Raw genomic sequence first — 13,139 nt, 5'->3', positions numbered from 1 at the left:
ATTTTGGTTTTAAAATGTTAACCCGGCTAGACAAACTGAAGCAAAAACTTCTGCAAAGCCGCCAGCAAGCCGGCGGTCAGCACGATGCCGCCGATGAGATAGTTCACATGGTCATCGGCCAGCGCATAGGAGACTTTCGCGCCCAGCCGGGTGCCTATCATGGACATGGCCAATATCAGCGGAATCAATTGGATCAAAAACGGATTGCTGAAGGTCCCGTCCGGGATCTGGAAAAATATGCCGGCCGCAGCCGCCAGCGTACAGCAAAACGTAATCATCATGGCCGTCCCCGTTGCCGTAAGCGTGGGGTAGGCCAGACAGGCCATCAAAAAAACAGCAAACCCCATCCCGCCCCCGATACCGATCAATCCCACCTGAAATCCCATGGCGGCAACAGCCGGATAAATCAGCCGCGACCGGTACTTGGCCAGGCTCTGGCGGTGGATCCTTGGGGAATGGAGGATGGCCTCCGGGTCGTGCGTCCCGGCGTTCATCTTTAACTTGATTCGATAACCCCGCAATATAAATGCCACCCCGAACAGAATAACCAGAAACCCCGCAGCCCCGCGAAACATCTCCTGGTGATCGGGGATAAATGCGGTCCCCACAGCAATTCCCGCCGCAATCCAGATCATGGCGAATACCGACATCATCAGGCCGAATTTGACGTCCACCCGCTTGTGCGGGTATGCGGTTAACACCATCATGAGGGCATTGCCGCAGTCAATAAGCAAACTAATAAACAGCGTGAGGTATAAATCAAACCCGAACAGCACAAAAAATACCGGCACGATAAGCGGCCAGGCGGTAAACCCGATGGCGCTGGCGGCAAATCCGGTGAAAACAGACAGCGGTATGAGCAGAAAAAGCAGTATTAAAATGATTTATCCTCCGGGCCTTGATGTTGCCCTCAATTTTAAAACCTGTTCTTCATATCAGACTTCTGTGTCAATGTCATTATCACCGTCTTACTCTTACTCTTACTCTTTCTCTTTCTTTTGCGACTCGCGCCATGCGATCTGTCTAACTCTCCAATATTTTGCCGAAGGCATATTTTTTATAATCAACGCTTACCGTTTCTCAGGTTACCCCGCCAAATTATGCTTTGCGTTCGCCAGAAAAAATTGTAGAATTAACCGGGTTAAGAGTTTATTGGATTTCCAAAACTTAACAACCTGTTCAGGCCGCATGGTCCCAAATACCCATAATTTTACCATTCCGGAGGTTAATCCTATGAAGAAATTTCTAATCGGCATTGGCGTACTTCTTGTGATTCTTATCATCATTATTGCCGTGGCCGTCTCCAACCTCGGTCCCATGATTAAAACCGCTGTTAATAAATACGGCCCGGGAATCACCCAGACAGAGGTCAAACTGGCGGATGTGGATGTGGCCCTGTTTGCGGCGGAGGCCACGCTTGCCGACTTTCTGCTCGGCAACCCCGAGGGCTTTGATACCCCTGAGGCTGTGACGGTAAAAAAAATCCATGTAAACCTGAACGAAAAAACCATCATGCAGGATCCCATCGTTATTGACAGAATTGAAGTGGTTTCCCCGCATATCAACTATGAAATCAAGGGCAAAACGGATAACTTCCGGGCTATCCTAAACAACATCAAGGAGACCACCGGCGCTAAAGAAGCCCCGCCGGCGGAGAAAAAACCCGCCCCTCCGGAAAAGGAAAAACCCAAAAAAAATATCATCATCAAGGATTTTATTTTAACGGACGGCCAGGTCAACCTGGCCATGACCATGCTCAAAGACCAAAAAGTCACCGCCACGCTGCCGGATCTCCATCTGAAAAATATCGGAGAAAAGGACGGCGGTATTACGCCGGCCAAGGCATTACAGATCATATTTGACGCGATATACGAGGAAATTCAATCCGCCCAGGTCCGCGAGGCGCTAAACAGAGAGCTAAAAAAGCTTGGAGAAGATTTCGAGCATCTGGAACTTGACGCCAGGGGCCAGCTCGACGATGCGCTCAAAAAAGGCCAGAAGGAACTCGATTCGACGGCAGATTCCGTAAAAGATAAAGTAAAAGGCCTTTTCGGCAACTGATCCGGGAAGGCAAAACAAAAAAATTGCCTGTGGCGCTGGATCAGGGCTTTTTCTCCCAAAGAGAGGGAAAATCATTCCAGCGCCACAGACAAGGTTTATTGCTTAACGCTAAAGTATGATCCGAGTCAAGCAAATTAATTTTGTATTTTGCCCTGGCATCCTCATAGCATCTCATCCTTCCGATTTCCTTGGCCAAAGCTTTCATCCTTGCAGCAAAAATTCTCAAAAAATCCGGCCCATGCAAACAGGGCTTTTTTTCAATCAGGTTGATGGGCTGTAAATCATGGCTATTATTATTGAACGATAGCAAACAATTGACAGTAAACCACATCAGATGCGAAAGGAATTGTCATGGACCTTAAATCTTATTTTGAAAACACCAAGGGAACCGGAATTATTTCAACCGCTGACAAGGACGGCAATGTAGATTGCGCCATTTATGCCAGACCCCATGTCATGGACGACGGCAGCATCGCCATGATCATGCGCGACCGGCTGTCCCATAAAAACCTGCAGTCCAACCCCAAAGCGGCGTACATGTTTATTGAGGACGGCCCCGGCTACAAGGGGAAACGCCTGTTTTTGACCAAGACCAAAGAAGACGAGGACAGGGAGCTTATTGAATCTTTGAAGCGGCGGAGCTACCCGGAAGACCACCCGCCGAATGAAGAAGCCCGGTTCTTGGTTTATTTTCAGGTGGACAAGGAGCTGCCCCTGGTGGGTTCCGGCGGAAAATAACCTTCGACTTTGGCGCTAATTGAGTTTAAACATCAGTGCGCCGGTTGTTTCGCCGTTAGAGACCACAATATCGTCCGGGTTGATCTTAAGGATACGAAAGCCGTTGATCCGCTCGCCCTCCCGGCACAGGCGGCTGTTGATGACCGCAATGCGCTTGCTCGGGGTTTCATTCCATGAGATGGCCTGAATCCGCAGACCGATATCCTCCAGGATGGGGGTGTCACCGGACTCTGATGGTATGGCGAGCGGCTGCGGCGTTTCATCAGATCGGTTTTCAGGCGGCTGGGGCGTTTTTGCGGACGAATTCGCTGCGGGATGTGCCATAGCCGCTTGCGCCGGGGGTTTGGACGCGGCTGCTGCTTCAGGCTCGCTATCTTTCATCCTATCATTAAGTTGTTGGGCAGCCACATCGTTATTTGTTTGAAGATCTGTGCCGGAAGCTGACTTTTCCGGCACAGACTTTTGCTCATCTTCCTTTGACTGCGCTTCGGGAAAAGCCCTTTCAGAGCCTGCTGCCGGCCGCTGCGCCTTCAAATCCCCTGTAATGCCCAAATTTTCGGTTTTTTTACCAGTCGCATGCAGGCTGTTCCGCGAATCCATATTTTCTGCGGTTCGGGTCGTTAAAACAGAGGGGGCCAGCCGGATAAAGAGAAAAATCCCGGCAGCCATGAGCACACCGATCCCAATTAAGGCATAGAGCCGGAATTTGTGGCGAACCGGCGGCATCCCCCCGTCCGGCAGGTTCGGCATATCCGCAGAAGCCCCTGCATCCTGCTCCAGTTTTTTTAACGCTTTTAGAATAGAACTCATGGCTTACCGCCCCGGCCGGTATCCAAATGCGGAATCTTGAGGCCCTTTTGTTCATTGTATAAAACCATCTTGGTGAGCGGGCCCACATACCCGTCCACCGGAATGCCGTGCCGGGCCTGCACCGCCCGCACCGCAGAGCGGGTGCGGTCATCATAGGCTGCATTGATATCCAGATCCGTAAATCCCAGATCCCGCAGATGCATCTTAAGCGTAATCACCGAATCACCGGCCGCATGAAGGGGAATAATGCCCCGATAATGATAAAAGTTCTCCCACAGCACATAGGCCACTCCGTTCCACTGGGAAAGGATGTCCGCATAGGGCACGGTCAGGCTGTTTTCCGCCGCAGCCGCCTGAAGGGTCAGGCTATCTTCGTCCGCCCCGGTAACCGCCAGAAACACCGGATCATCCTGTACAGGTGCATCCATTTCTAAAATGGCCGGAAGATTAAGTTTGCGGATCAAATCCAAATCCCCGTCAAGCCGGTGGGCATAAAGCCCGTTTAGCCGGCTGGAGAGCTCAATAAACAAATCATCCGCCTTGATCTGCGCAAACTCACGGGAAAAGACCGGCTCTGGCCGCCACTTGGAAAGAATGGCTGCCACTGCGTGTTTGCGGGAGTCCTTTCCAGCCCAAATTTTCAGGAGATCGGACAGATTTTCCACAACCGGGGAAGGCGGCGGGGACTCTGCCGGCGGTTTGGCTTTGGCGCTTACGTCAAGTGCTGCGTGCTTTTCGGCATCAGTACTTTCGGAATCCGCACGGGCAGCTTGTGAAGGGTTTTTGCTGTTTTGGGATGCAGGCGGCGAATTTTCAGGGCTTGACCGGCGTTCAGCGGAATTTTCGGATTGATCCGTGCTATGGTTGGCCTTGCTAGTTTCCAGATAGCCAAAAAATGCCTTAATATCTGATTGATACAATATCAGCACCGCAAGCAGAAAACCGGCTGCGGCAAATACCGCCGGCCATTTTCCGCTGATCCGGCTCACCGGCCGGCGAATATCGCCCCGGGTAGTAAGTTCCCGAATCGCTGAATCCGCTATGCGGCCGCTCACCCGCAACCGATTCTCACCGTATGCGGAGAGCAGGGCCCGGTCGCAGGCGATATTAATCCGTCGGGGCACGCCCCGGGCATATCGGTGGATTTTCCGGATGGCATAATTGGTAAAAATCCGGTTCTGTTTGCAGGCCGCGATATGCAAGCGGTGATTGATATAGGCGATCGTTTCCTTTCGGGTAAGCGGCCTGAGACGGCAGCTTAAAGTAATCCGCTGGCCGAGCTGTCTTAACTCATAGGAGTCCAGAAGATCGCCCAGCTCGGGCTGACCGACCAGAATGATCTGTAAAAGCTTGTCCTTTGCGGTTTCCAGATTGGTCAAAAGCCGGATCTGTTCCAGCACGGTTTGGTTCAGGTTCTGCGCCTCGTCAATTAACAGGATGGCCTTGCGGCCCTGCCGCTTTTGCGCCATCAAAAACTGATTGAGTTCATCGATCAGGGCTTTGATGGTATCATGATCGGAGGGGATGCCAAACTCTGCGTTAACCGCCATCAAGAGTTCATGGGCATCCATCTTGGGGTTAAAAATATAGGCGGTCTCGACATCCGGCCCCATGCTTTCCAGAAATGCCCGGCAGAGCATGGTTTTTCCGGTGCCCACCTCGCCGATGATTTCAACAAACCCCTCGCCGCTTAAAACCGCATACTTCAAATGGGCGAGCGCCTCTTCGTGGCTCCTGCTTAAAAACAGGTAATCCGGATCCGGGACCAGCTTGAAAGGCCGCTCCTTAAAACCGAAGAAGTGATTGTACATTTACCCGTCCATTCCGGCCATCATGTCAATTTTCTGAATACCGGGGGAATCCATGGCATATCCCAAAAACGGCAAACCCCGCAAACAACTATTGAGCAGCTGGGAAACTGCGCCCGCATCCTCCATGTCCAGGGCGGCGCGCAAACATTGTTCAGCATCTTCACGCCGGATACTTCGGATAAAATTTTTGGCCATAGGAATGGCCGATGGGGTCATACTGATGCGATCCGCCCCCATCCCCAGGAACAGAAAAATCCCCTGGGGATTGGCCGCAGCTTCGCCGCATATACTGATCATCTTGCCGGCTTCGCGGCATATGGCCACAATTTCGGCAATAGTGGCAATCACCGACGGATGCAGCACAGTATAACGGCTGGCCACCCGTTTGTTGTTGCGGTCCACCGCCAATAGATACTGGATTAAATCATTGGTGCCGATACTCACGAAATCAACATGCGCAAGCATCCGCTTCAAAATATGGACCGCCCCCGGCACCTCCACCATAATGCCCAACTGTATATTGGGATCAAAGGCGAATCCCTGCTTGCCTAAATTCTCTTTTTCTTCGGCAACAATCGCCCGAATCCGATGAATCTCTGTCATGCAGGAAATCATGGGAAACAGTATGTGGGTGGGCCCGAAGGCGGAGGCCCGCAGAATGGCGCGGACCTGAGTACGAAAAAGATCCTCCATATCCAGGCTGATCCGGATGGAACGCCACCCCAGAAAAGGATTATCCTCCGGCCCGTCGTCCAGGGAGGAAAACATTTTGTCTCCGCCGGCATCAAACGTCCGAATGGTGACCGGCAGCGGGGCTGAATTTTCAAGCACTTTGCCGTAGAGTTCGACCTGCTCCTCTTCGGTGGGAAAGGACTTGCGCAGCATAAACGGAAACTCTGTGCGATACAGACCGATATAATCCGCCCCGTATTTGGCCACCAGTTCCGTATCCGACAGCAGGCCAATGTTGGCGCCCACGGTAACCGGAAATCCATCCCGGGTCACGGCCGGCTGGCCCCGCGAAGCGGCCATTTCTTCAATGGCCTGTTCCCGGTCTTTTCTGCGCCGCTCGTATTCCCGCTGAATCTCGTCCGGCGGGTTGGCAAAGACAAACCCGGAGGTGCCGTCAAGGATCACATAATCATTTTCCCGCACCGTCTCCAGCACCCCGTCAACGCCTATCACAATCGGAATTTCAAAGGATTTGGCAAGAATCACCGTATGCGAAGTGCGTCCGCCGTTGACCAGGATAATTCCCTTTAAATTGGGCTGCCGGATGGCCAGCAGATTCACCGGCGAGAGATCCGAAGCGATGAGAATGGTTTCCCGGCTGAACGCGGGATGCTCGCCGTTTGGCCCGCCGATCAGGTTTTCCAGCACCCGGTGGCCGATATCCAGGATATCCTCGCTCCGGTCATTTAAATAGGGATTTTCAATGGCCCGGAACATGTCCACGTATTCAAAGATTACCTGTCTCAAAGCATATTCCGCACACGAACCGGCATTGATCCTGGAGATAATTTTCTGTTTCAGGTTCTTATCCCTGAGAAACATGAGATGGGCTTCGATAATCCCGGATTCCTCGGTGGAAAGAGCCCTGGCCTGCTCGGCGATATGCTTGATTTGCTTGGCCGCGCGGTTAAATGCGTTTTCAAGCCGCTCGATATCCTCTTCAGTATTTTCCGTGAGCGTGCAATGAACCTGGCTGAAATTGATGTTTTCCGGCAAATAATGAGCATACCCCTCTGCCACCCCGAAAGAGACTGACTCCCCTCGCAGGTAATTGCGGCGATAAGCGCGCCCGGCGGTTTCCGGCGAATCGGCGGCCGATTCGGACCCGCCCTGCTTTCCGGAAAACCCCTTTAGAATCCCGGTATAAGCTACGGTGGCGGAAATCTGGCTGGCGATATTTTCAAAAACCGGGATATCCGCCTCGGCAATACTGTCCGGGGCAATGGTCTGGATGACCAGCACCCCCAGCACCTGCTGGTGATAGATCAGGGGTACCCCCAGAAAGGTTTGATATTGTTCCTCGCCGGAGTTCTCGTAGTATTTAAACCGGGGGTGCTCACTCGGATTCACCACGAAAACCGGTTTCATGGTTTCAAGCACAAGCCCCGTGAGCCCCTCGTGGACGTCCATGGAAATCTCACCCACGGATTCCTTGGTCAATCCGACGGTCGCCCGGAGCACCAGTTTTTCAGCCGCGGCATCAAATACATAAACCGAGCACACATCTATGCCCAGCCGGTCAATCAGCATCTGACCGATGCGTTCCAGCGATTGTTCCGGACTCTCAGATTCCGCAATGGTCTGAAAAATATCCTGCAGTAAATGGATCTGGTCGCGTTTCATTCAAAAACTTCCTGGCATGGGCCTTGCCCAAATCTTATTTTTCGCAAAAAAATCCCAATCGGCGTCGATCTTGAATATATATTAATGGCTTACTTAGCGGCGGCCTGATCAATAATGCCACCATATGAAAAAATCGATCCGATGAACACAACAAATTTGTTTCTTTACGGAACTTTAATGGTTCCGTCAATATTTGTCCGTATTGCGGGCCGGGACTTTCACAAAAAACCGGGAATATTAAAAAATTACGGCCGATTCCGGGGAAAGGCCAAGGTTTGCCTGGCCATCATCCCCCCGGCCCGGCGACCATACAGGCAGAACAACTTATTTTAATCTGAATCAGCCCGCCTTGCAACGAATTGATGCATTCGACGGAGATGCCTATCAGCGGTACCGGGTGCTTGTCCAGACCGCTGAAAACACCTGGAGAACTGGAGATGCCTATATTCTCCGGCCGTCATACATTCATTGGTTAACCGATGAACGATAGGGAATTTCGAAACATTTAAAAAACAGCACCTAAATGAAATTTATCAACTCATTCTCAGAAGGCCCCTCAGACCCACGGTCGCGGCAAATAGTACCTGGAACATCCAGAAAACCAGCACCCACGAACCGCCACGGAGAACTCACTCAGGAAAAACCCGCTGGTAACTAACATTTAAGGCGATAGTGGAGACGAAAACCTACCAAACCTAAAGTAAAACAGTGATTCACAAACGAAACGGTGATTCAAATATGCATCAAACATATGGCCTTAAATTACATGTGTATATACTCATTTTATATTTATATTAGCTTAAATCAAATAGTTAAAAAATATTAAATTAGAAAATATTCTGGCATAAAAATTGAATTCTATCTTAATCAATTATTCTTATAATAAATATCTAAAACTTTTTTGCAAGGAGACAAACATGGAAACCTTTAGCGTCGCAACTGAAAAAACAAAGATTGATACCAAACTTGATAAATTTGAGGATAACGCAACTTCAAATCTCACACAGCCAACCGAAAGGGTTCTTAAAGTAAGACAAAATTTATTGAATCACGCAAAACCCTATTATTTCTGCTCGGAAAGGGCTCGCCTGATAACGCAATCATATCAAGAAACAGAAGGCAAACCAATTCTAGAGCGACGAGCTATGGCGATGCAGGCTCTGCTGAAAAAAATGAGCGTCTATATAATGGACAATGAATTAATTGTTGGTCAAAATACTAAAGCTTATGTGGGGGCTCCGATCTTCCCTGAAGTTGATACTGCTTGGCTTGAAGAAGAGTTGAAAATTCAAGACCAAAAAAATATCGGGGTCGAAATTCCCCTAATGACAGAAGATGTCAAAAAGGATTTAAAAGAAGTTGTTTCATATTGGAAAGGAAAATCGCTGAGGCATTTAACCTGGGAGCGGCTGCCTGAACAAGACAAAGTTCTAAGGGATCATCTGGTATACATGGAATCAATGGATCCAGCTGCTGTGGGGCGAACAATGATCGATGTGAAAAAAGTTTTAGCCTCGGGCTTCTTGGGTTTAAAAGAAGAGATTGAGAAAAACATTTCCCAATTACCCAAACAAGACCCGGAGTATAATTCAAAAGTCATGTTCTGGCGCGCCGCCGCAACTATTTGCCAAGCAATGGCCGACTTCGGAAAGCGTTATGCAGATGAAGCAAAAAGACTTGCCAACATAGAAAATAGCCCTCAAAGAAAAAAAGAGCTTCTTAAGATCGCTGATATATGCAGTCAAGTGCCGGCCCGACCTGCCAGGAGTTTTCATGAAGCTTTACAATCCTGTTGGTTCACCCAATTAATTGCTCTTAGTGAGCATGGTGGAGAAGGTCCAGCTCCTGGACGTATCGACCAGTATCTTTATCCCTACTATAAAAAGGATTTACAGAAAAACTTTATATCAAAAGAAGAGGCTCAGGAACTTCTTGATTTGTATTTTATCAAAGGCAGTGAAACGCCTAAGCCCAGACCAAGCTATTCCCTGATTAAGTTTGGCCGTTCCGGCAATATAAATGTAAACAATCACATTACTATCGGGGGTGTCGATAAACACGGAAATGACGCTACCAATGAACTTTCATATATGCTATTAGAAGCCCAGGCGCATGTCCAATTACCCAGACCGCAAACCAGCCTTAGAATCCACAAACACTCTCCCAAACCACTTATAGATAAAGCAGTAATCGTAAATAAACAAGGAGGTGGCCTTCCCCAGCTCATTGGTGATGAAGCGGTTATCAAAGGGCTTGTGGAGCGCGGTCTTTCTTTAGATGATGCGCGGGATTACACAATGCTTGGTTGTTCCACTGTATGTGCACATGGACTTTACGGAAAATTACATATGGGATGGTACAATATACCTAAAGTACTGGAACTTACCTTAAACGATGGCATGGATATGCTGACCCGAAAAAAAATAAGTATTTCTACCGGTGATGTAAAAACCTTTAAAACATTTGATGAAGTAATGGAAGCATTCAAACACCAGCTCGACTACACCTTAAAAGTAGAAGAGAGTGGAATTATCGCTGAAACAGATATCCTTAAAGAAGAGTTGCCGTTGGTATATACTTCTATCCTTTTAAATGATTGTATTGAGAAGGGGAAGGACTTAACTAATGGTGGCGCTAGATATAACTGGGGGGGTACCATAACAGGGGTCGGTATTGTTACAGCGGGTGAATCCCTTTACGCAATTAAGAAAATGGTATTCGAAGACCGGAAAATTGATCTGCAAGATTTAATTCATGCGTTGGAGAGGAACTTCGAAGGCATGGAGGAATTAAGACAGACTTTACTTAATAAAATAAAAAAATATGGAAATGATGAAAATGAAGTAGATGATATAGTTAAGCAAGCGGCCCATCTATATTATGATAGCGTCCAAAATTGCTACAATCCAAATGGCGGCAAAATGTGGCCGGAATTTCATTCTGTGACCTTCCATGTCCCCCTTGGCATGGCGACAGGCGCAACCCCTAATGGGCGAAAAGCTTTTGCACCGCATCAAACTGGGATAACCCCCACCAGCGGATGTGATAAGAATGGACCGACTGCTGTATGCAAATCTGCCAGTAAGCTTGACTTATCTCATACCAATGCTGCCTCTCTCTTTATTAGTACAACACCTACAATGGTAGCCGAACAAGACAAGGTCAGAAGGTTTGCGGATGTCTTAAAAACGTATATGGTAGATCTTAAAGGATTGCATGTTCAAACGAACGTGGTTTCTCCTGAACTCCTTCGAGAAGCACAAGCGAATCCCGAGAGTTACCGGAATTTAGTTGTCAGAGTCGCGGGTTACAGTGCTTTTTTTGTGGAATTGGACAAAAAACTGCAAGACGATATTATCCTTAGATCAATCCAGAACATATAGATAAGTCTCGAACTCTCTTTAGGAGTCTATACATGTATTCTTTAGATCCTGGAAAAAAAGAATTAAGAAAAACAAGAAACGAACGAAGCGACAGCATACAGGGCACAATTTTTGATATTCAGCGCTATTGTGTGCACGATGGTCCTGGAGTTAGAACGGTAGTCTTTATGAAAGGCTGTCCTCTTAATTGTGTTTGGTGTTGTAACCCGGAATCCATATCCCCCAAGCCTGAATTAATGGTTTTCAACAGTTCGTGTATAGGCTGTGGATTGTGTATTAAATCTTGTCCTAAAGGGGCGCTATGCCTTGAGGAGGGCAAAATAATCATCAACAGAGCCAAATGCGACATCTGTGGAATTTGCACCGAAGCTTGTCCAACCGAATCCATTCAAATGCGTGGCTATTCAATAGAGTTAAAAGAACTGACAGAGGAGATTCTTAAAGATGAACCTTTTTTTAGAAATTCCGGAGGAGGCGTAACCCTATCCGGCGGCGAACCAACAGCTCAGCCGGAATTTGCAGCCGCTCTTTTAGCCAAGTTGAATTCTAAGGGAATCCATACAGCGATAGAAACTAATGGATACGCCAATTGGCCCGTTTTAAAATCACTGGTACGCCAATCCGATTTGATTCTTTTTGATATCAAGCACCTTAATCCATTAAAACATTTTGAATACACAGGGGTCACCAATGAACAAATACTTTACAATCTAAACCAAATTGTGTCTGAACAAAAGCAGATAATTATCCGTATGCCGATTATACCCGGGGTTAATTATCAGCTGAGCCATTTGAAGGAAACAGCTAAATATCTCAAAACATTAAACGGTTCCATAGAGGAAGTCCATTTGCTGCCCTATCACCGTTTAGGCGTACAAAAGTACGCAAAATTAGGAAAAAGTTACCCTCTGAACGATGTTGAACCTTTGACCCCGAATGAAATAGAACATATTTCGAATTTATTTGATGCGCAAAAGTTTCGTATTAAAATTGGAGGCTAAATTTATAAAAAGCTATAAGACTCCCCAAAAACCAAAAAAATATTTTATGGAGGTATGTTATGTCAATTAAAGTCGCTGGGATTCAAGCAGGTCCGTATCCAGGAAGTTATGAAGAGAATATGAAACTTTGTAACGAGGCATTGGATAACGTGGTTAAAAAAGAACAACCATATATTGTGGCTTTTTCAGAGCTTATGACCGCGCCATACTTTGGTCCGATGAAATCGGATATGAATGTCGGCGGGATTGATCCAGACTCCTTCTTTGATTACGCTGAGACTAAAGACGGACCAACAGTGACAACTCTGACCCGAAGGGCGAAGGAACTAAACACACACATAATTGGGACATTTATGGAGAAAGCTGTTGAGAATGGAGCAACAAATTACTACAATTCAGCCTGTCTCCTGTCCCCTACCAAGGGACTTGTCGGAATTTATCGAAAAGTACATCTGCCCAAAATCCATACCGAGACATTTGGCACTGATGAAAAATACTACTTTGAAAAATTCGGCGGAGCCGGCAAGGAATTTCCTGTTTTTGAGCTGGATAACGGAACCAAGATTGGAATTCTCATCTGTTTTGACCGCTCATTTCCGGAAGCCTATCGATCATTATTGGTCAAAGGCGCTCAGATTGTTTTTGTGCTCGTGGCAACCTGGGGTTTCCGCAGTGAGACCTTCTTGAAGGAACTGGAAGTAAGAGCAATGGAAAACCAGTTTTATATTGTGGAAGTAAATAAGGCCGGAGACGAACAAAATGAAGGGGAACGCGAGGCTAGAGATCACTTTGGGAAAAGCGCGATCATCCATCCATCCGGTAAGATTATCAAGCAGATTGAAAACGAGCAATGGGGTCATATAGCTGAAGAAATAGATCTGAAGGAAATTGAAAAAGTCACTCAGGTGATCAACTTTAAAAATGAAAGAAAGCCGCAAGCATATGCGGATATTCTGGCTTAGGTTTCAGCCCGACTGAAG

The 13,139-nt window shown here is 47.8% G+C and carries 10 protein-coding genes; 6 read left to right on the top strand and 4 right to left on the bottom strand.

Annotated features, from left to right (window positions below; translation table 11 throughout):
• Positions 1-26 precede the first annotated feature (26 nt).
• Complete coding sequence (locus U5L07_12735) at positions 27-851, bottom strand: TSUP family transporter (GenBank protein MDZ7832612.1); 825 nt, start codon at positions 849-851, stop codon at positions 27-29.
• Positions 852-1,233: 382 nt separating this feature from the next.
• Here U5L07_12735 and U5L07_12730 point away from each other — a divergent pair, with 382 nt between their 5' ends.
• Positions 1,234-2,061: a hypothetical protein gene (locus tag U5L07_12730; GenBank protein ID MDZ7832611.1), complete on the top strand. Its 828-nt coding sequence runs from the start codon at positions 1,234-1,236 to the stop codon at positions 2,059-2,061.
• A 351-nt stretch (positions 2,062-2,412) separates the two neighbouring features.
• Positions 2,413-2,799, top strand: a complete 387-nt coding sequence (locus U5L07_12725; GenBank protein MDZ7832610.1) for a pyridoxamine 5'-phosphate oxidase family protein — start codon at positions 2,413-2,415, stop codon at positions 2,797-2,799.
• Positions 2,800-2,814: 15 nt separating this feature from the next.
• Here the strand turns inward: U5L07_12725 and U5L07_12720 are convergent, their stop codons facing one another.
• The 3 genes from U5L07_12720 to ptsP are packed head-to-tail and all read right to left on the bottom strand — an operon-like array spanning position 2,815 to position 7,775.
• Positions 2,815-3,609, bottom strand: coding sequence for a hypothetical protein (locus U5L07_12720; protein ID MDZ7832609.1), 795 nt, complete (start codon positions 3,607-3,609; stop codon positions 2,815-2,817).
• Positions 3,606-5,420 carry an AAA family ATPase gene (locus U5L07_12715; GenBank protein MDZ7832608.1) on the bottom strand — a complete coding sequence of 605 codons (1,815 nt, stop codon included), beginning with the start codon at positions 5,418-5,420 and terminating at the stop codon, positions 3,606-3,608. Before U5L07_12715 ends, U5L07_12720 begins: the two co-directional genes overlap by 4 nt.
• Positions 5,421-7,775, bottom strand: coding sequence for a phosphoenolpyruvate--protein phosphotransferase (gene ptsP / locus U5L07_12710; protein ID MDZ7832607.1), 2,355 nt, complete (start codon positions 7,773-7,775; stop codon positions 5,421-5,423). It abuts the gene before it with no gap.
• Between the two features lie 349 nt (positions 7,776-8,124).
• Here ptsP and U5L07_12705 point away from each other — a divergent pair, with 349 nt between their 5' ends.
• The 4 genes from U5L07_12705 to U5L07_12690 all read left to right on the top strand — a co-directional run bounded on the left by U5L07_12705 (position 8,125) and on the right by U5L07_12690 (position 13,121).
• The gene (locus U5L07_12705) at positions 8,125-8,265 is read left to right on the top strand and encodes a hypothetical protein (GenBank protein ID MDZ7832606.1); all 141 of its coding nucleotides are present in this window, start codon (positions 8,125-8,127) and stop codon (positions 8,263-8,265) included.
• A gap of 427 nt (positions 8,266-8,692) precedes the next feature.
• On the top strand, positions 8,693-11,158 hold the full coding sequence (locus U5L07_12700) for a pyruvate formate lyase family protein (protein MDZ7832605.1): 2,466 nt from the start codon (positions 8,693-8,695) through the stop codon (positions 11,156-11,158).
• 32 nt (positions 11,159-11,190) lie between these two features.
• Positions 11,191-12,159 carry a glycyl-radical enzyme activating protein gene (locus tag U5L07_12695; GenBank protein ID MDZ7832604.1) on the top strand — a complete coding sequence of 323 codons (969 nt, stop codon included), beginning with the start codon at positions 11,191-11,193 and terminating at the stop codon, positions 12,157-12,159.
• A 59-nt stretch (positions 12,160-12,218) separates the two neighbouring features.
• A complete protein-coding gene (locus U5L07_12690; GenBank protein ID MDZ7832603.1) occupies positions 12,219-13,121 on the top strand; it encodes a carbon-nitrogen hydrolase family protein in 903 nt (300 codons plus the stop codon).
• Positions 13,122-13,139 lie beyond the last annotated feature (18 nt).

Source organism: Desulfobacterales bacterium (assembly GCA_034520365.1).
Taxonomy (GTDB): domain Bacteria; phylum Desulfobacterota; class Desulfobacteria; order Desulfobacterales; family Desulfosalsimonadaceae; genus M55B175.
This window is presented reverse-complemented; position numbering and strand designations above follow the sequence as displayed.

What these genes read in the sequence shown, in the direction of transcription:
- U5L07_12730 (MDZ7832611.1), top strand. Translation starts at nt 1,234, where the DNA reads ATGAAGAAATTTCTAATCGGCATTGGCGTACTTCTTGTGATTCTTATC.
- U5L07_12725 (MDZ7832610.1), top strand. Translation starts at nt 2,413, where the DNA reads ATGGACCTTAAATCTTATTTTGAAAACACCAAGGGAACCGGAATTATT.
- U5L07_12720 (MDZ7832609.1), bottom strand. Translation starts at nt 3,609, where the DNA reads ATGAGTTCTATTCTAAAAGCGTTAAAAAAACTGGAGCAGGATGCAGGG.
- U5L07_12715 (MDZ7832608.1), bottom strand. Translation starts at nt 5,420, where the DNA reads ATGTACAATCACTTCTTCGGTTTTAAGGAGCGGCCTTTCAAGCTGGTC.
- ptsP (MDZ7832607.1), bottom strand. Translation starts at nt 7,775, where the DNA reads ATGAAACGCGACCAGATCCATTTACTGCAGGATATTTTTCAGACCATT.
- U5L07_12700 (MDZ7832605.1), top strand. Translation starts at nt 8,693, where the DNA reads ATGGAAACCTTTAGCGTCGCAACTGAAAAAACAAAGATTGATACCAAA.
- U5L07_12695 (MDZ7832604.1), top strand. Translation starts at nt 11,191, where the DNA reads ATGTATTCTTTAGATCCTGGAAAAAAAGAATTAAGAAAAACAAGAAAC.
- U5L07_12690 (MDZ7832603.1), top strand. Translation starts at nt 12,219, where the DNA reads ATGTCAATTAAAGTCGCTGGGATTCAAGCAGGTCCGTATCCAGGAAGT.